The sequence below is a fragment of the Sinomicrobium weinanense genome (assembly GCF_018863395.1).
Taxonomy (GTDB): domain Bacteria; phylum Bacteroidota; class Bacteroidia; order Flavobacteriales; family Flavobacteriaceae; genus Sinomicrobium; species Sinomicrobium weinanense.
Genome location: NZ_JAHKRR010000001.1, coordinates 1,278,953 through 1,298,387 on the forward strand (window position 1 = coordinate 1,278,953; position 19,435 = coordinate 1,298,387).

General features: G+C 46.6%; 14 protein-coding genes. All 14 read left to right on the forward strand.

Going from position 1 to position 19,435, the window contains the following annotated elements; genetic code table 11:
• The first annotated feature begins 9 nt into the window (after nt 1-9).
• A complete protein-coding gene (locus tag KN811_RS05490) occupies nt 10-1,308 on the forward strand; it encodes an amidohydrolase family protein (RefSeq protein WP_187964833.1) in 1,299 nt (432 codons plus the stop codon).
• Nucleotides 1,309-1,415: 107 nt separating this feature from the next.
• The gene (locus KN811_RS05495) at nt 1,416-2,393 is read left to right on the forward strand and encodes a hypothetical protein (protein ID WP_216334690.1); all 978 of its coding nucleotides are present in this window, start codon (nt 1,416-1,418) and stop codon (nt 2,391-2,393) included.
• Between the two features lie 59 nt (nt 2,394-2,452).
• Nucleotides 2,453-3,256 (forward strand): TrmH family RNA methyltransferase, encoded by an 804-nt coding sequence (locus tag KN811_RS05500; RefSeq protein WP_187964835.1) that lies wholly within the window; start codon nt 2,453-2,455, stop codon nt 3,254-3,256.
• 102 nt (nt 3,257-3,358) lie between these two features.
• Nucleotides 3,359-4,594: a M48 family metallopeptidase gene (locus KN811_RS05505; RefSeq protein WP_187964836.1), complete on the forward strand. Its 1,236-nt coding sequence runs from the start codon at nt 3,359-3,361 to the stop codon at nt 4,592-4,594.
• 218 nt (nt 4,595-4,812) lie between these two features.
• Nucleotides 4,813-7,026, forward strand: a complete 2,214-nt coding sequence (locus tag KN811_RS05510) for a RelA/SpoT family protein (protein WP_187964837.1) — start codon at nt 4,813-4,815, stop codon at nt 7,024-7,026.
• A 376-nt stretch (nt 7,027-7,402) separates the two neighbouring features.
• Nucleotides 7,403-7,849, forward strand: a complete 447-nt coding sequence (locus tag KN811_RS05515; RefSeq protein WP_187964838.1) for a Fur family transcriptional regulator — start codon at nt 7,403-7,405, stop codon at nt 7,847-7,849.
• 133 nt (nt 7,850-7,982) lie between these two features.
• Nucleotides 7,983-9,254 carry an adenylosuccinate synthase gene (locus tag KN811_RS05520; RefSeq protein WP_187964839.1) on the forward strand — a complete coding sequence of 424 codons (1,272 nt, stop codon included), beginning with the start codon at nt 7,983-7,985 and terminating at the stop codon, nt 9,252-9,254.
• A gap of 184 nt (nt 9,255-9,438) precedes the next feature.
• Nucleotides 9,439-11,355, forward strand: coding sequence for an OstA-like protein (locus KN811_RS05525; protein ID WP_345725271.1), 1,917 nt, complete (start codon nt 9,439-9,441; stop codon nt 11,353-11,355).
• Between the two features lie 63 nt (nt 11,356-11,418).
• Nucleotides 11,419-12,600: an aspartate aminotransferase family protein gene (locus KN811_RS05530; protein ID WP_187964840.1), complete on the forward strand. Its 1,182-nt coding sequence runs from the start codon at nt 11,419-11,421 to the stop codon at nt 12,598-12,600.
• Nucleotides 12,601-12,698: 98 nt separating this feature from the next.
• Complete coding sequence (locus KN811_RS05535; RefSeq protein WP_187964841.1) at nt 12,699-14,099, forward strand: tetratricopeptide repeat protein; 1,401 nt, start codon at nt 12,699-12,701, stop codon at nt 14,097-14,099.
• A gap of 33 nt (nt 14,100-14,132) precedes the next feature.
• Nucleotides 14,133-15,143: a DUF368 domain-containing protein gene (locus tag KN811_RS05540; protein WP_216334691.1), complete on the forward strand. Its 1,011-nt coding sequence runs from the start codon at nt 14,133-14,135 to the stop codon at nt 15,141-15,143.
• Nucleotides 15,144-15,205: 62 nt separating this feature from the next.
• On the forward strand, nt 15,206-16,222 hold the full coding sequence (locus KN811_RS05545; protein ID WP_187967333.1) for a DUF368 domain-containing protein: 1,017 nt from the start codon (nt 15,206-15,208) through the stop codon (nt 16,220-16,222).
• A gap of 74 nt (nt 16,223-16,296) precedes the next feature.
• The gene (locus KN811_RS05550) at nt 16,297-17,043 is read left to right on the forward strand and encodes a shikimate dehydrogenase family protein (RefSeq protein WP_187967334.1); all 747 of its coding nucleotides are present in this window, start codon (nt 16,297-16,299) and stop codon (nt 17,041-17,043) included.
• 205 nt (nt 17,044-17,248) lie between these two features.
• Nucleotides 17,249-19,258, forward strand: a complete 2,010-nt coding sequence (locus tag KN811_RS05555; protein ID WP_187967335.1) for a DUF349 domain-containing protein — start codon at nt 17,249-17,251, stop codon at nt 19,256-19,258.
• Nucleotides 19,259-19,435 lie beyond the last annotated feature (177 nt).

Here is a 19,435-nt window from a genome sequence, read left to right on the forward strand (position 1 = left end):
ATGTCTACAATGAAAAACACATTATACATATTAGCCCTGTTTGTAAGTGCTCTCACCTTTGCCCAACAAACCCCGGCGCCAGAACAGACCGAATCCATCCTCATCACCGGGGCTACGGCACACGTGGGCAACGGTAGCGTTATAGAAAACAGTGCCATTGGGTTCAAGGCAGGAAAGATCACCTATGCAGGCCCGCAATCGGGGGCATCGGCCTCTGAATACGACAAGGTCATAGACGCTTCCGGAAAACACGTATATCCCGGGTTTATCGCAGCCAACTCCACCCTGGGGCTGGTAGAAGTCGATGCGGTAAGAGCCAGCAACGACCAGGCTGATACAGGAGAGCTCATTCCTCATGTGAGAAGCCTTATCGCCTATAATGCCGAATCCAAAGTAACAGAAAGCTGCAGGCCCAACGGTATACTCATGGCCCAGGTAGCTCCCCGGGGCGGACTGATCTCCGGGACATCCTCCGTGGTTCAGCTCGATGCGTGGAACTGGGAAGATGCTTCGATAAAGACAGACGACGGTATTCATGTACACTGGCCCAATGCTTTTCAGTCGGCCGGATGGAGCTTTAGCGGCCCCACTGAATTTAAGCCAAACAAGGACTACGACAAGGACGTGGAAAAGTTGAAAAATTTCCTCTCAGGGGCCAAAGCCTACCTCAAGGGAAAACGCTCTCCGAAAAACCTGCCATTCGAGGCTGTCGAAGGTCTTTTTGACGGTTCACAAAAGCTGTTTATCAATGCCGACGGAGCGAAGGAGATCACCGATGCTGTAAACTTCGCCAAGGCCAACGGGATTCAAAAAGTGGTTATCATTGGAGGGAATGAAGCCGATAAAGTGGCCGATCTCCTGGTAAAGCATAATATCCCCGTACTGATCAGCAGGCCACACAGGCTTCCTTCAGGGGAAGACACCGATGTAAAACGACCTTATATGCTGGCCAAAATACTGAACGACAAAGGCATACTGACCGGACTGGAAATGAGCGGTGCCATGGAACGCATGAACAGCCGTAACCTACCTTTCTATGCAGGCACCTGTGCAGCTTACGGACTGGACCGGGAAAAAGCAGTGCAGCTTATCACAGAAAACAATGCCAAAATACTCGGTATAGACGATCTTGCCGGAACACTGGAAACCGGGAAAGACGCCACTTTGTTCATATCGGAGGGCGATGCACTCGATATGCGTACCAATACCCTCTCCCACGCCTTTATCCAGGGCCGGGAAATAAGCCTGGAATCGCACCAGACCGTGTTGTGGAAGCGTTATATGGGTAAATACGAAGCAAAACGTTAACATATGATTCACTATCAAAAGCAGTCGGGGGGGCTATGAAGTAGCTCCTTTCGACTGCTTTCAATTTAACAGCTATAATGACGGAGATAAACGAACAAAAGAATAATTTGGATTTTGAAACCCGGTTAAACAACCTAAGGGCAAATAGCGAATATAGCGAGCTCCTCGATATAGATATTGCCATGTGGCCGGAGGATGCAGTATTCCATGACGACCTTAGTAATAATAAAAAATACAACGATATATTTATCGAGGTATCGGATGATGAATCGGTGAGGGGGGATTACATATTATACATTGTGTTCTTTTTTCATAATTTCGGCCTGATCTTGTTCTTCTATCATCTGATCGCCAATGGTAATTTCTCCTGGGGCTTTTTGTTTCTTCCGGCAATGGCCTGGGGCTTTTTCTTTATATTTTTCTTTGGCATCGGGCAAGGAGGGGTACGTTTTAATCGGCGTGCACAACTACTCCATATAGGAAGGGGAAAGAACAAGGCAGCAACGGTAGCATGGCGGGATGTAAAACCATTTCTTAGCTCCAGCATTGCCGGGCATAACCTGGAATTATTTTTTCCCATTCCAGAAGTGGAAAGAGAAGAGTTTAATGATGACCAATTGAAAAAAATCCATCGTGGCAAACCTTATCTTGTTCAAGGCCATATGGACTGGCGCGACCCGGGAATGTATGGCAGTTTGGGACGTTTGGAATTTTATCGCCGTTATATGGAGCAAGGCTTGGACGCAGTACAACCAGACCCGGACAAGGTTCCTCAGGATGCTATTCGCCCACCCAGCCCCGCGGCACAACGACACCGGGATCAAGGTTTCTTCCTCTATTGGATATTAGACCCGATCAGCAATGTAGGGAAATGGCTGGCAGGTGGCCCGCTCCTCGACAGGGCCTTACGCAAACAGGCAAAAAAGTTTAAATGGCCGGAGGAAGTCGAACATTTGTGTTCGCCGGATGCCGATCTCTCTGACCTGGACACGAGGCCGGTCAAACCACGTAAGGATATATTTTACCGCCCTGGTGGTATCAATGGCATCCACCTGGTCAATGCTAAAGGCCAGCAACTGGTTTAAATGCAATTACTCCCACAACTGCCATAAGATTTCGTATTTTTGCCGGAAAACCTCCGGTATTGAAAACGATCAGCAGTGTCCAAAACCCATTAATAAAACAGGTTGTCCAGCTCAAGGAAAAATCAAGGGCCAGAAAGACTTCCGGGCTGTTTGTCCTGGAGGGTAAAAGAGAACTGTCCCTTGCCCTAAAAGGTAATTATTCCCTTACTTCCGTATTTATCTATCCGGATATCTGTCCTGTTAATGAAATTGAAAGCCTTCTCGACACCACTTCCCCCCGTCCCGAAATCATCAGTATTTCCAAAGAGGTATACCAGAAAATCGCATACCGGGAAACCACAGAAGGTGTCCTGGCCATCGCACGGAGCAGGGGGCATTCCCTCGATACGATCTCTTTTAAAAGGAAGGAGCCGCTTATCCTCGTAGCCGAAGCCCCGGAAAAACCCGGAAATATCGGAGCATTGCTCCGCACGGCCGATGCAGCCGATGTGGATGCCGTGATCATTGCCAATCCCAAAACAGACCTCTATAACCCCAACATTATTCGCTCCAGTGTAGGCTGTGTATTTACCCGAACGATCGCTGTGGGTAACACGGCAGAGGTTATAGGCTTCCTGAAAGAAAAAGGAATAAATATTAATTGTGCGGCGCTCACTGCATCCGTTGACTATCATACCACAGATTTTACGGTTCCGACTGCCATCGTGGTCGGTACGGAAGCCACCGGACTGAGTGACGAATGGTTGCAACATTCCGACCGCAATATCATTATCCCCATGCAGGGCGAGATCGACTCCATGAACGTTTCTGTTAGCGCCGCTATCCTTATTTTCGAAGCGAAACGGCAACGGGGGTTTAAATAAGCATTGTTCCATTCTATCCCTCCCCAGGGATTATTATTTATAGTCTTTGATTATCTGATATACTTTCACGAAGTTTGCCCATCATACCAATCTAAAAAAACGATGACACCGACAACTTTGTTTTACATTATCATCGGCATACTGGTGCTGGAATTTATTATCGACCAGGCACTCGATTATCTCAATGCAAAGCATTATGACGATCCCGTTCCCCCGGAACTGGACGACGTATATGACGAAGAGAAATACGCCAAATCCCAGGCCTACAAAAAGACCAATTATAAATTTTCGGTGGTTTCATCCGTATTTTCGCTAGTGCTTACCCTCGCTTTTTTCTTTCTGGACGGGTTTGAATACGTCGACCACATCGCCCGGGGGATCTCGGACCATCCGATCGTTATTGCCCTGGTTTTCTTCGGTATTATTATGTTTGCCAGTGATATTATTACTACTCCTTTTTCGTACTACCACACTTTTGTCATCGAAGAAAAATTCGGCTTTAACAAAACCACGCGGAAAACTTTTTTCCTCGACAAACTGAAAGGCTGGGCCATGACAGCCGTACTCGGCGGGGGCGTTCTGGCACTTATCATCTGGTTTTACCAGGTAGCCGGAAAACATTTCTGGCTGTACGCCTGGGGCGCCATTGCCATCTTTACCATATTTATGAACATGTTTTACAGCAGGCTTATCGTACCTCTTTTCAACAAACAAACACCCCTGGAAGAAGGCGAGCTCAAAACTGCTATCGAAAAGTACGCTTCCCAAGTGGGTTTTACCCTCGAAAAAATATTCGTTATCGACGGCTCCAAAAGGTCTACCAAGGCCAACGCTTATTTTTCCGGTTTTGGCAACCAGAAGCGGATCACCCTCTACGACACGCTTATAAAGGACCTGGACACCGACGAGATCGTGGCCGTCCTGGCACATGAAGTAGGCCATTACCGGAAGAAACACATCCTTTTCAACATGCTGGCTTCGATATTGCTCACCGGTTTTACACTTTATATATTATCGCTTTGCATCAATATCCCCGAATTGTCTTATGCCCTGGGCGTGCCGCAGCAGAGTTTTCATATCGGCCTGATCGCATTTGGCATCCTGTACAGCCCGGTTTCGGAACTCACCGGGCTTATCATGAATTACATATCACGGAAGTTCGAGTACCAGGCAGACAACTATGCCAGGGAAACTTTTGCCGGTGAACCGCTAATCACCTCCCTGAAAAAACTCTCCCGGAACAGCCTGAGCAATCTCACCCCACATCAGGCCTACGTAAAAATGCATTACTCTCACCCCACCCTTTTACAACGGGTTCAGAACTTAGTTCGGAGTTAAGGAGAGAGAACATCCCCCTGCCCCCCTCAAGGGGGAATTGTTCCTCTTTTTAAAAGAAATAAGGCTCCCCCCTTGAGGGGGGCAGGGGGGGTGTAAAAGGCATGGATTTTGCTATTTAATTATAAAAGTTTTACTAACTTTATATAAGGGCATGGAGCCGGACCGAGAATAACCGGAATGTACGCAAGCCCTGTAACCGATAAAACAACAGCCCAATTATGGCAGTAGTGATTGATACGGAAAAAGAGAACAAGGAAATTGCCAAGCAATATAAAGAACTGCTTCGCATCAGTTATCAAACGCTTACCGATGAAGACAAAAAATTGATCCGGAAAGCGTTTGACACGGCTGTTGATGCCCATAAAAACCAGCGGCGCAAGAGCGGGGAAGCCTATATCTTCCATCCCATAGCCGTGGCCAAGATCGTGGCTTCGGAAATCGGGCTGGATGCCACTTCCATTGCCGCTGCCCTGCTGCACGATGTGGTAGAGGACACCGAATATTCGCTGAAAGACATTGAGGACATGTTTGGTAAGACCGTGGCTATTATTGTTGACGGGCTAACCAAGATCTCCCACCTCAGTAAAGAAAAGGATATTTCCCTCCAGGCCGAGAACTTCCGGAAAATGCTGCTCACGCTGAACGACGATGTAAGGGTAATCATTATTAAGATCGCGGACCGCCTGCACAATATGCAGACCATGGAGGCCATGCCCGAGCACAAACAGGTAAAGATTGCTTCAGAAACCCTCTATATCTACGCTCCCCTGGCCCATCGTATCGGCCTGTACAATATCAAGACCGAACTTGAGGACCTCGGGCTGAAATATACCGAGCCGGAAGTCTATAACGATATCCTCAGCAAGGTAGAAGAAAGCAAGGAAGACCAGAAAGCCTACATCGCCTCCTTTACCGATGTTATTAAAGAAAGCCTCGACAAGGAGGGGCTGAACTACCAAATCAAAGGGCGGCCGAAATCCGTATTTTCAATACGGAGAAAAATGAAGGCCCAAAATGTGAGCTATGATGAGGTCTACGACAAGTTTGCCATCCGGATCATCTACAAATCCGATTCGGCCAACGAAAAGTTCCTCGCCTGGAAAATATATTCCATTGTCACCGATCACTTCCGCCCCAACCCTGTGAGGCTTCGCGACTGGATATCCTCACCCAAATCTACCGGCTATGAGGCCCTGCATATCACGGTAATGGGACCGAAAGGGCGCTGGGTGGAAGTACAGATACGCAGTGAACGCATGCACGAGATCGCGGAAAAGGGTTATGCCGCACATTTCAAATATAAACATGGCGAACAGAAAGAACAAGGCATCGAAGTATGGCTAAACCGCTTACAGGAAGCCCTGGAAAACCCCAATTCGAACGCAGTGGACTTTGTGGAAGAATTTAAATTAAACCTCTATTCCAAAGAAATATTTGTATTTACGCCCAAGGGAGAGCTAAAATCCCTTCCCAAAGGAGCAACGGCACTCGATTTCGCTTTTAACATACATACCGAGATCGGCATGCGCACCCGCGGAGTCAGGGTCAACGGAAAACTGGTACCCCTCAGCTATGAGCTGAAAAGCGGTGACCAGGTAGAGATCATAACGTCCAAACAATCCAAACCCAATGCCAACTGGCTCGATTATGCCACAACCGCCAGGGCCAGGTCCAAGATAAAGACCTCCCTGAAGGAAGACAAGAAGCAGATCGGTGAAGAAGGTAAAGAATTGCTACGCCGTAAACTGAGGCACCTGAAGATCACGCTCAATGAAAAAGTGGTCAACGAACTGGTCAACTATTTTAAACTCAAGACCAGCCTGGACCTCTTTTTCCGTGTAGGTATCGGTACGATTGACAACCAGATGCTTAAAAACTTTGCGGCTTCGCGTACCAATACATTTATCAATTTCTTCAAGAACCGTATCCGTAAAGCTCCTCCAGCCGTCCAGGAAGACCTGAACAAGGAAGAAGTCATTGCAAAGTACGACCTGCTCGTCTTCGGCAGGGAAGAGGAAAAACTCAGCTACAAGCTCTCTAATTGCTGCAACCCCATTCCGGGAGACGATGTCTTTGGTTTTATCACTGTAAACGAAGGCATTAAAGTGCACAAAAAAGACTGTCCGAATGCCATTGCCATGCAGTCTAACTATGCTTACAGGATTATCCCCGCAAAATGGATAGATTCCACACAACAGGAATTCATCGTGATGCTCAACCTCTCGGGAATAGACAATATGGGCCTGGTGAACAATGTTACCAAAGTGATCTCCAACAATATGCACGTCAATATGAAAAATATTAATTTCGACACCAATGACGGGGTGTTTTCGGGCAAGATCACGGTAGTAGTGAAAAATAACACCATTCTCAAAAAACTTATTGATAACCTTAAAAAGGTAAACGGGATCGACAAGGTGTCCAGGATGTAGTCGGTGCTTCGGCCCTGCTCAGCAACCGGGTTGATCGGGATTGATTGTGACTGGTATAAATTTCCGTTAACCTGTTGATGGGAGAGGGAAATACGACTGTCGATCACAATAAAACTAAAGCCAGGGAAACCAAAATCTTTGCGTATCTTTGTACGGCCAATATTCCGGTATGCTTCCCCCCCGGGGAGGGCCCGGATATGAAAATACGGTTTCCGGCCGTACATTTTCATCTAAAAACGTTAAAAATCGGTAGCATCATATGAGTTACCGATTCAATATTAATCCTTTACATATTTTCCGGTTTTGACAAACTGTGCAGAAACGAAAAAAAAATATGTAAGTTTGTGTGTTAATTCTTTTTGATATGCCTTCTGTTATGACCAATAAAAAGAACCAAGAGATAGTGAAAAATGTCTTCACCCGCTTCCTTGAAGACAACGGCCACAGGAAGACTCCTGAGCGCTACGCTATACTCCAGGAAATATATGAAAGTGACGATCATTTCGACATAGAGTCGCTTTATATAAAAATGAAGAACAAGAACTACCGGGTAAGCAGGGCCACCCTGTACAACACCATAGAACTGCTTCTGGAATGCGGCCTGGCCAGGAAACACCAGTTTGGCCAGAACCAGGCCCATTACGAAAAATCGTATTTTGACAGGCAGCACGACCATGTGATCCTTACCGATACCGGTGAGGTTATGGAGTTTTGCGACCCTCGCATCCAGTCCATAAAACAAACCATAGAGGAAGTGTTCAACATTAAGATACACAACCACTCCCTGTATTTTTACGCTACCAAAGAAGAAGAAAAACCATAAAAACGACAGAAATAGTTACAACACAGGTCATCCGTCGGGATGCGCGGTCCTGCCGCGCCGGGGAGCTAACCTTACCTGATGGAGGCCAACATATTGCATTAATTCAAAAGACAAGACTAACACGAACAAGACAATGGCAGTAGATTTACTACTCGGGCTCCAGTGGGGAGACGAGGGAAAAGGCAAGATCGTAGACGTTCTCACTAAAAATTACGACATCATCGCCCGGTTTCAGGGCGGTCCCAATGCAGGGCACACCCTGGAATTTGATGGCATTAAACACGTATTAAGAACCATTCCTTCCGGGATTTTTCACGAAAATTCCATCAACCTCATAGGAAACGGAGTGGTTATTGATCCCGTGGTATTTGTAAAAGAACTGGAAGGGCTTAAAAAGTTTGATCTCGATTACAGGAAAAAACTCATCATATCGAGAAAAGCCCATATCATTTTGCCTACGCACCGCCTGTTGGACGCAGCCTCCGAAGCCTCCAAGGGAAAAGCAAAGATAGGCTCTACCTTAAAGGGAATAGGTCCTACATACATGGACAAAACCGGACGTAACGGTTTGCGTATAGGCGACCTGGAAATGGCCGATTGGCAGGAAAGATACAGAAATCTGGCAGACAAACACGAATCCATCATTTCTCATTATGATGTGGACATCCAATACAACCTGGATGAACTTGAAAAAGAATTTTTCGAAGCCGTAGAAGAACTGAAAACCCTGACCTTTATAGATTCTGAAGAATTTCTTCATCAGGCACAAAAGGACCATAAGACCATTCTTGCCGAAGGTGCACAGGGGTCGTTGCTCGATATAGATTTCGGTACTTATCCGTTCGTCACTTCCAGCAACACTACGGCCGCCGGAGCTTGTACAGGCCTGGGCATCCCCCCCAACCAGATCGGTGAGGTATACGGTATATTCAAAGCCTATACTACCCGTGTGGGAAGTGGCCCTTTCCCTACGGAACTGTTTGACGAAACAGGAAAGGCCATGGCAAAAAACGGAAACGAATTCGGAGCTGTCACCGGCCGGCCGCGGCGATGTGGCTGGTTAGATCTCGTAGCCCTGAAATATGCCGTACAGGTAAATGGAGTAACCCAACTGATGATGATGAAGGGAGATGTATTAAGCGGCTTCGACACCCTGAAGGTCTGCACGGCTTATAAATATAAGGGGAAAGAAATCTCTCACCTGCCTTTTAATATCGAGGAAGAAAATCTTTCTCCCATATACAAAACGATGAAAGGCTGGAAAGAAGACCTGACCCGAATGACAGATGAATCTCAATTTCCACAGGCCTTTAAAGACTATATCAGCTTTATTGAAGAAGAGCTGGAGGTCCCGGTTAAAATTGTTTCCGTAGGCCCGGACAGGACACAGACTATTAACCGGTAGATTAAATAATTACAGGTTACAGGTTACAAGTTGCAGGTTTTGATAAAGGGAAAATCATCATCTCTTATTAAAACCTGTAACCTGTAACTTTCAATTCAACCTTCAACCACTATTAATTTCCTCTTAAATCCGCAATTTCCTGTTCAAAAAAGCCTATTTTTGGAACAAATTTCAAGGCGTGCCGATTTATCTGAAAAAAATATCCCTTGCCCTTCTCATCCTCTTTTCCATAATATCTAATGCACAGGAAAAGAAGAAGAAGATCAATATTGTATATAGCGGGGAATACAACCAGAATGAAGAGAAATACCCCGGGGCTTCTATTTTCAGCAGGGACGACAGGCAGGTTCAGTTCGAACACGAAGGTATCGATCTCTGGTGCGACCTGGCTGTTTTCTATCAGAAAGAAAACCTGCTCAAGGCCTTTGGAAATGTGTTCCTTCAACAAGGCGACACCATACAGATGAACAGCGGCTACATCGAGTATGACGGCAACACCAAGCTGGCCCTGGCCAAAGAAGATGTGGTATTGCAAAACCCGGACATGACGCTCACTACCGACACCCTGTATTTTGACAGAAAGAAACAGGAAGCCTACTACAATTCTTTCGGTACCATAAAAGACACTACCAATGTCCTCACCAGCAAGAAAGGGCGCTATTTCCTGACCCTGAAAAAATACCAGTTCCGCAACGATGTTACGCTCAACAATCCGGAAGCCCAGCTCCATTCCCTGAGACTGGATTATTACCCTACGACCAAACATGCCTACATGTTCGGCCCTTCTACCATCATCGGAAAGGATTATACCATCTATTGCGAAAGAGGGTTTTACAAAACCGAGCAGGAAGAGGGTTACTTCGTGAAAAACTCCCGGGTAGATTACAACAACCGGATCATTAACGGTGACAGCCTGTATTTTCACAAGGCGAAGAATTTTGCCTCGGCAACCAATAATATAAAAATAACAGATACGATCAACAAGGGCATTGTAAAAGGGCACTATGCAGAGGTATTCAAGGAAAAGGATTCCGTGTTTATCACCAAAAGGGCCGTAGCCGTAAACCTGGTGGAAAAAGACTCCATATACATTCACGGAGACACGCTCATGGTCACGGGAAAACCGGAACACCGTATTATCCGGGCCTTCCGCGAAGCCCGCTTTTACAAATCGGACCTGAGCGGTAAGTGCGATTCTATCCATTCCGACCAGAAAACCGGGATCACACAACTCATTACAAGGCCCATATTGTGGTCCGGAAAAACACAGATGACGGGCGACAGCATAAACCTGCTCTCCAATCCCGAAACCGAAAAGCTCGATTCACTCCACGTATGGGACAATTCCTTTGTCGTACAAAAGGATACATTGACCGCCTCGGGCTACAACCAGATCAAGGGCAAGGAGCTCCTGGGTTATTTTGAGGACAACGAACTACGCGTCGTGGACATCATCAAAAATGCCGAATCCATCTATTACACCCGTAACGACAAGAACGAGCTCATAGGCATTGACAAACACGTGAGCGGTAACCTCCAGTTTACCCTGGAAAATAATGAAATACAGGACATTTCCTATTTTATCAACCCGGATGCCGTGCTTTACCCCGAAAGCGACCTGCCGGAAAATGCCCGTAAACTACGCGGATTTGTCTGGTATGGTGATGAAATGATCCGCTCTAAAGACGATATCTTTGACGAAAAGGACAATAATATAGAACTCGTAAAAATACGTGGGATAGACAACCCCATAGACATCCAGGCCGAAGAAGAAGAATACCGCCGTGCTATGGATTCCGTCCACCAGAGCCTGCCGCCGCGAAATCCCGTTCCTCCACCGGCAAAAGTTACGGACAGTATATCTGCAGAAGATAAGGATACCACGAATACGGCCCAAAAGGAAAGAGATACGATCCCAGGAAAAGAAAACAGGGATTCCCTGGACACCCGGAAGCCCGTACGGCAAGCCATGGACAGTATTTCAACAGGGATCTCCCGGGACAGTATTACGCCTCTCCAAAAAACCGATTCCATTTCACCACGGCCTAAAGAAGAAAATACGTCCGGAAATTCGAAGTCCGAAGTTAAAAGTCAGCAGTAGATTTAACCAAAACCTCGAACTTCCGACTTCCGACATCGGGCTTGGGACTCCAAAAACAGACAAATGAAACAGGATTTCTTACATTACCAGGCACAGACCTCGCCCCATCCCCTGGCCCTGGAGATATCGCACGCCACGGGCAGTTATATTTATGACACTTCAGGCAAGGCCCATCTCGATTTCATTGCGGGCGTGTCTGCCAATACCCTGGGGCACAGTCACCCCAAAGTGGTCAATGCCGTAAAAGAGCAGGCCGAAAGCTATATGCATGTCATGGTTTACGGGGAGTTTATCCAGCAACCGGCTGTTGAACTCACCAAACTGCTGGCATCGCACCTCCCCGATCCGCTGGAGACCACTTACCTGGTCAATTCTGGGACTGAAGCCATCGAAGGCGCTCTGAAACTGGCCAAAAGGGTTACCGGCCGCAGCGAGATCATTGCAGCCCGGGACGCCTATCACGGCAATACACAGGGCTCTATGAGCGTTATGGGAAGGGAAGAAAGGAGACAGGCCTTCCGGCCACTCATCCCCGGTAGCAGGTTTATCACCTTCAACAGGGAAAAAGACCTCGAAAAAATAACGGAAAAGACCGCAGCTGTCCTCCTGGAAACCATACAGGGAGGTGCCGGGTTTATCCTGCCGGAGAACGATTATCTCCTCAAAGTGAGAGAACGATGCAACAAGACCGGAACACTGCTGATACTCGACGAAATACAACCCGGTTTCGGGCGTACCGGAAAACTGTTCGGGTTCGAACATTTCGGTATGGTCCCCGATATCCTGGTCATGGGAAAAGGTATGGGTGGCGGAATGCCCGTAGGCGCTTTCAGCGCGTCAACATCCATGATGGAAACCCTGAAAGACAAGCCCAAACTGGGACATGTCACCACCTTTGGCGGAAATCCTGTCATAGCGTCAGCATGCCTGGCCACCCTGAAAGAAGTGACGCAAACCACACTCATGGAAGATACCCTGAAGAAAGAAAAACTGTTCCGGGAACTGCTCGTTCACCCGCGCATCACGGAGGTAAGAGGAAAGGGCCTGATGCTTGCCATAATGACAGAAAGCGCCGAACTGGCCAGCCATATCATTCTCCGCTCGCTGGAGAAAGGATTGCTGCTGTTCTGGCTGCTTTTCGAGACCAAAGCTGTAAGGATCACCCCTCCCCTCACGATCTCGGAAGAAGAAATACGGAAAGGGTGTGCCACAATCCTGGAAGTCCTGGACCAATGGCACGATTAATGTTAACTACTTTGTTGATAACAAAAACGCCCAACTAATAGAAATAAAGGCTTCAAGCCCTAAATTTATTAACGTGGAATTCTAAAAAAGCATTGCCTATGCCATTTAGTTCTGACGGAAACCGAAATTTCCCCATTTCGAAATTCGAATCCATGCTCAAGACCAACGATGTGTATTTTTTTGATGCGGATGATTTTGAAGATATCATACACCACTATCTCGATCTGGGTAAAGTGGCCCTGGCAAAAAAAGCAATAAAAATAGGGCTCGAACAGCATACCTCCTCTACCAATCTGAAATTGCTCCTCATAGAGGTCCTCATTTTTGAAAACAGGTTTGACACGGCCGAGCGTATGCTCGACGAACTGGCAGCCCTGGAAACTTCGAATGAAGAGGTATACATTCAGCGTGCCAACATATATTCCAAGAAAGACAACCACGCTATGGCCATAGAGCTGCTCAAGGAAGCCCTGGTTTATGCAGAAGACCATGCGGATATCTATTCCCTCATCGGTATGGAACACCTTTTCCTGGACAATTATTCCGAGGCTAAAGACTGTTTTATCAAATGCCTGGAAGAAGACCCGCAAGACTATTCTGCGCTCTACAACATTATCTATTGTTTCGATTTCCTGGAAGACCACGATGGCGCCATTACCTACCTGAACACTTATCTCGAACTGAATCCGTATAGCGAAATAGGCTGGCACCAGATGGGGAAACAGTTCTTTCACAAGAAAATGCTCAAGGAAGCCCTGGCTGCCTTTGACTTTGCCATTATTTCCGACGATACTTTCGTAGGCGCTTACCTCGAAAAAGGAAAAGTGCTGGAAAAACTGGGCCGGTATAACGAGGCCATAGAGAACTATGAACTCACACTCGGGCTGGACGATCCCACTTCATTTGCCTACCTCAGGATTGGAAAGTGCCACGAAAAACTGGGAAATGACAACATCGCCAAACAATACTACTACAAAACAGTCCACGAAGACCCCCTGCTGGACAAGGGATGGATAGCCATTACCGATTTTTACCTGAAACAGTACAACTACCAGAAGGCCAAATACTACATCAATAAAGCGCTGAATATCGACAGCGAAAACATCGCCTACTGGAAACGGTGTGCTGAGATCAACAAAGAACTCCACCTGTATGAAGAAGCCGATATTTCCTACCAGAAAACCATAGAACTCGGTAATTACGAACTGAGTACCTGGACCTCCTGGTGCGACATTCTCATAAAAATAGGTGAGTTTGACAGTGCCGTGCACATTATGTTACAGGCCCTGGAATTCTATCCGAACGAAGCCCTGCTCGAATACCGTATTGCCGGATTGTATTACACCCTTTCAGACGGCATAAAAGGCCGCTTTCACCTTAAAAATGCGCTGGCCGACAATTACGGGAAACACAGCATTCTCAAGGAGTTATTCCCCTCCGTCTTCGGTCGCCAGACTGTTAAGAATATTATAACAGATTTTAAAAAGGCTTCTATTTAAATTTGCCTATTTTTGTTCGGAAAAGAACAGTATATGCAAAGAAGGCTATCGGATTATTTGATCGTCACCCTGAAAGGAATGGCTATGGGAGCCGCCGACGTCGTTCCCGGGGTTTCGGGTGGTACTATCGCATTTATATCCGGGATCTACGAAGAACTCATCCGTTCCATTCACCAGGTTAACCTCTCCGCCTTAAAAAAATGGAAAAAAGAAGGCTTCAGGAGTATGTGGAGTGCCGTTAACGGCAATTTCCTGCTGGCCCTTGCCCTGGGTATAGCTATAAGTATCCTGTCCCTGGCCAGGTTTATCAGCTGGCTGCTTAAAAACCATCCTATTGTGGTATGGGCCTTTTTCTTTGGCCTGGTTATCGCCAGTATCCTTTTTATCGGAAAACAGATATCGCGCTGGTCAGCAAAGGTCATCGCGGCCGTGGTGCTCGGTATCGTGGTTTCTTACTATATTACCATTGCAGAGCCAGTGAGCTCTCCCGATAGTTACCTCTACCTGTTCTTTTCGGGTTTTATAGCCATCATAGCCATGATCCTCCCTGGTGTTTCAGGAGCTTTTATCCTGTTGCTTATGGGATCGTACGAAATCGTAATAAACACAATAAACCAGCTTCGCGAGGGCCTGTTCACGGCTAATACCCAACTATTGGGGCAGGCATTTCTTAAACTGGGTGTTTTTGGTATCGGTGCCATTTTGGGACTGAAACTGTTCTCCGGGGTACTCAACTGGATGTTCAGCAATCATAAAAATACGACACTGGCCCTGCTCACCGGATTTATGATAGGTTCGCTCAATAAAATATGGCCCTGGAAAGAGACGATCACCTGGAGGACCAACTCCCATAACGAACAGGTTCCCGTACTGCAAAACAGTATTTCTCCCTTTCAATTCGAAGGAGACAACCAACTGCTCCTGGCCTGCCTCATTGGCGTAGCCGGTTTCTTAACCATTTATTTTCTCGAAAAAATAGCTGTAAAAGCCTATAATAAGCCAGAAATCAGAGGTCAAAAGTCAGAAGTTGGAGATCAGAAATAAAGTTATATATAAAACTCCGGATTTTGGACATCTGACTTCGGACCTAAAAACATCAATAATTAATGAATAGTGCCAGAACACTCCGGGACAGGGTCTTTTTAGTGATAAAAGGACTGGCTATGGGAGCCGCTAATAAGGTTCCCGGGGTCTCCGGTGGCATTGTGGCCTTTGTGGCCGGCTTTTATGAGGAATTTATCTACTCGCTTCAGAAAATAAACCTCAAAGCCTTTAAACTCTTTATCAACGGCAGGTTCAATTCCTTTTACCGCTATATTAACGGCAGGTTCCTGGGACTGCTTATCTTCGGTATGCTGGTCAGCTATTTCAGCGTGTCCAAAATACTCGACTATTTTATCGCCAAAAAGGAGCTCTTTGTATGGGCATCTTTCTTTGGCATGATCATGGGATCCATATACTACATTTCAAGAGGGTTTTGCTGGAACAGGAAAACCGTAATTTCCGCTGTTATCGGGCTGGTCGTCGGTATTTCCATCAGTTTCCTGAGCCCTGCCAGGGAAAATACCAACCTGGTCTTTATCTTCCTGTGCGGTATCATCAGTGTATCCGGAATGACGCTTCCGGGCCTTTCCGGCTCTTTTATCCTCATTCTTCTGGGCAATTATGTGCTCCTTCTCGTAGACTCCGTAAATGCCCTGTACGACACTTTTGCCGAAGTGCTTCGGGGCGATTTCTCTTTCGTTCAAAACGAAGAACGCATAGATATCCTGATCATCCTCGGGGTGTTCACCCTGGGTTCTGCCACCGGGCTGGTAACTATTTCTCACCTGCTGAACTACGTACTCAAACACTACAAAAATATTACCACAGCTATTCTTATCGGCTTCATAACCGGTTCCCTGGGTGTGGTATGGCCCTGGAAAGAAACCATATACCGGACAAATGAAGCCGGGCAATTAATTCTCGACAGCGAAGGCCATGGGATCGTACAGAATTATCGCCGTTATATCCCCGATTTTTCAATTTCCGAAACCTGGATAGCCATAGCTTTTATTATCTTTGGAGTTCTCATTGTCCTGGCCCTCGACTGGTACGGAAGACGGACCAGGAGGATCAGGTAGTTGCAAGTTGCAGGTTTGACTTTATTTACCTTCAACTTGCAACTTTGAACGTTGAACTTTAAACTTTGAACATCATGCCCTTATTCGGACTCGTCGGAAAAAACATATCATATTCTTTCTCCCAGGTTTACTTCCGGGAGAAGTTTGAAAAACTGCAGCTGGCTGACCATTCCTATGTAAACTTTGACATCCCGAAGATCGAAGATTTCCCTTCCCTAATCCGTGAGCGTTCGGACATCCGGGGATTTAACGTCACCATTCCCTACAAAGAAGCCGTGATCCCTTATCTTTCCGGCCTAAGCAATAAAGCCGAGCAGATCGGGGCTGTAAATGTCATTAAGGTAGGCAGAAACGATCTTACCGGATATAATACCGACTATTACGGCTTTCAGGCTTCCCTGCAACCCCTGTTGCACGAAGAACACCGGAAAGCACTCATCCTGGGTACAGGAGGCGCTTCAAAGGCCGTGGCATTCAGCTTTGAAGAACTGGGCATAGACCATACATTCGTATCCCGGAGCCCGGCAGAAGGACAACTCTCATACAAAGACCTGAACGAAGACATACTCGGGGAATACCTGGTTATCGTAAACTGTACACCACTGGGTACTTTTCCGAATACCGAGAACAAACCCGATATTCCCTATCAGCATATCACCCCAAAGCATTTGTTGTACGACCTGATCTACAATCCTGCCGAAACCTTATTCCTGAAGGAAGGAAAACAAAGAGGCGCAACGATCAGTAACGGCCTTAAAATGCTGCAATTGCAGGCGGAAAAAGCCTGGGAAATATGGAACTCTCCCGCTGACGGGGCATAATACCCTTCGCAGCATCACATACCTCCGGCCGGCATTTTTGTACGAAAGTAAAATAAGCCTTGTATTTCGTTCCTCACTTCTTTCCCGGAATACAAAATATATTTCATGGCAGGGTCCTTCTAAAACTCTTAAAAGTTTTGCTATTTTAACAGTTGTTAGTATCTTTCACGTTCTAAAGTAATGATGAACCATAAACATTTTTAAGATGTTAGACCAAAACGAAAACGACCTGCACCAGGCAGAAGGAAATTCAGCTCCTGGTCGGACGGAAGGGGAAGACAAAGACATTATTGTCGATAACGCTTCCCGTGAAGAGCCCCAGACCGACGGGTACGAAAGACCTGAAAACCAGGATGAAGAAGAAGGGCAGGAAGAAAAAAATGCAGACCAGGCCGCCCCAGCCGCTGCTATTGAAGTTAACGATGCAGAGGTCATAAATGAGATAGACGAATCCAATGCCGAAGACGCTGAAGACGAGGACAATGCCAAAAGGCATGTCATCCCGATGCTGGACTACCATGCCATGGACATGGAAAAACTGGTAACGGAACTGGAAAAGCTCCTCAAAAATGAAAAAGTCCAGGCCATTAAGGAGCACGTTGACAATATCAAATATGAGTTTGACCTGAAATTCCAGGAGTTGCTGGAAGAAAAGAAAGAAGAGTTCCTCAATGACGGCGGCAATGAAATAGACTTCCGTTACAACTCTTCCGTAAAAATGCATTTCAACAAGGCCTACGGCGAGTACAAGGACAAAAAGAACCAGTATTACAAAAGCCTGGAACAAAACCTTAAAAGCAACCTCTCCAAACGCCTGGAAATCATTGAAGAGCTCAAAGGCCTTATCAACGTTGAAGAGAATATCAACACCACCTATAAGCACTTCAAGGAGCTGCAAGGGCGTTGGAAAGTGGCCGGGCCTGTACCCAGGATCAGCTACAACGATGTCTGGCGTACCTACCACCACCACGTGGAGCGCTTCTACGATTTCCTGGACCTGAACCGTGACCTGCGGGACCTGGACTTTAAACACAACCTGGAAGAAAAAGAAAAACTCATAGCCAGGGCAGAGGAACTCGCCGGTATTCCCGATGTCAACACAGCCTTCCGGGAATTACAGTCCCTGCACAAGATATGGAAAGAAGATATCGGCCCCGTAGACCGCGAGCACAGGGAAGACATCTGGAACCGCTTCAGTGCCGCCACCAAGGTGATCCACGAAAAGCGGCAGGACTACTTTAAGAACATGGACCAGATCCATGAACAGAACCTGGTCAGGAAACAGGAGATCATAGCGCAGATCAATGCCGTTGCCGAAAACAAGGCTTCTTCGCACAACCAGTGGCAAAAGCAGATCCGGGAAATAGAAGCGCTCAGGGAAGCCTTTTTCAATGCCGGAAGAGTGCCGCGTAAGGTCAACGAAGAAATATGGACAGCCTTTAAAACTGCCGTACGTACCTTTAACAGGAATAAAAACGAATTCTATAAAAACCTCAAAAAAGATCAGCACGAAAACCTGACCAAAAAGCAGGAGCTCATAAAGATCGCACAGGAAAACAAAGACAGCGAGGACTGGGAAGCCGTAACACCAATGATGAAAAAGATCCAGGCCGACTGGAAAAAAATAGGTCACGTTCCCCGCAAATACTCTGACAAGATATGGGCCGAGTTCAAAGCTGCCTGTAACCATTATTTCGACAGGCTTCATCAACACAAGGATGAAGGCAATAAAGAAGAAATGGAGGCTCTTAAGCAGAAAGAAGCCCTGCTCGACAAACTGAAGGAGTTTGAACTTAGCGGAGCGCACGAAAACGACGTCGAAACCGTCAAAGAGTTCATTTCCGAATGGCGGTCCTATGGCCGGGTACCGTATTACAAGCGAAATATTGAGAATAAGTTCAACAAGATCATCGATGCCCTTTTTAAAAAGCTCGATGTCGCCAGGCAGGACATAGAACTCATAAAATACGGCAACAAGCTGGAACAACTGGCCAATTCGGACAAAGACGACCTTATTGACCATGAAAGAGTGTTTATACGCCGCAAAATAGATGAAGTAAAAGGTGAGATCCGGCAGTTAGAGAACAACCTGCAGTTCATCAATGCCGATGACACCAACCCCATAGTCAAAGAAGTAAACAAGAATATCGACAAACACAAGGAAGCCCTTGCGTTGTGGAAGGCAAAACTCCAACAACTCCGGGAAATGGATTAGGGCCTGCCCCCGTTTCCCCGGGTTTTCCGGAAGCATTTCCATGAATCATTTAAAAACAAGTAAAACTGACCGTGCCGGCTTTTGCCCGGGGCGGGTATAAAGATTTGTTCTCACCACACGATCTTTATCCGCAATCTCCCAGACAAAAAGCGAAGGCACCCTAATCTTAAATGCCAT

Excerpts from the sequence above, each read along its gene's own strand:
- KN811_RS05490 (WP_187964833.1), top strand. The coding sequence starts at position 10 with ATGAAAAACACATTATACATATTAGCCCTGTTTGTAAGTGCTCTCACC.
- KN811_RS05505 (WP_187964836.1), top strand. The coding sequence starts at position 3,359 with ATGACACCGACAACTTTGTTTTACATTATCATCGGCATACTGGTGCTG.
- KN811_RS05510 (WP_187964837.1), top strand. The coding sequence starts at position 4,813 with ATGGCAGTAGTGATTGATACGGAAAAAGAGAACAAGGAAATTGCCAAG.
- KN811_RS05515 (WP_187964838.1), top strand. The coding sequence starts at position 7,403 with ATGACCAATAAAAAGAACCAAGAGATAGTGAAAAATGTCTTCACCCGC.
- KN811_RS05520 (WP_187964839.1), top strand. The coding sequence starts at position 7,983 with ATGGCAGTAGATTTACTACTCGGGCTCCAGTGGGGAGACGAGGGAAAA.
- KN811_RS05530 (WP_187964840.1), top strand. The coding sequence starts at position 11,419 with ATGAAACAGGATTTCTTACATTACCAGGCACAGACCTCGCCCCATCCC.
- KN811_RS05535 (WP_187964841.1), top strand. The coding sequence starts at position 12,699 with ATGCCATTTAGTTCTGACGGAAACCGAAATTTCCCCATTTCGAAATTC.
- KN811_RS05540 (WP_216334691.1), top strand. The coding sequence starts at position 14,133 with ATGCAAAGAAGGCTATCGGATTATTTGATCGTCACCCTGAAAGGAATG.
- KN811_RS05545 (WP_187967333.1), top strand. The coding sequence starts at position 15,206 with ATGAATAGTGCCAGAACACTCCGGGACAGGGTCTTTTTAGTGATAAAA.
- KN811_RS05550 (WP_187967334.1), top strand. The coding sequence starts at position 16,297 with ATGCCCTTATTCGGACTCGTCGGAAAAAACATATCATATTCTTTCTCC.
- KN811_RS05555 (WP_187967335.1), top strand. The coding sequence starts at position 17,249 with ATGTTAGACCAAAACGAAAACGACCTGCACCAGGCAGAAGGAAATTCA.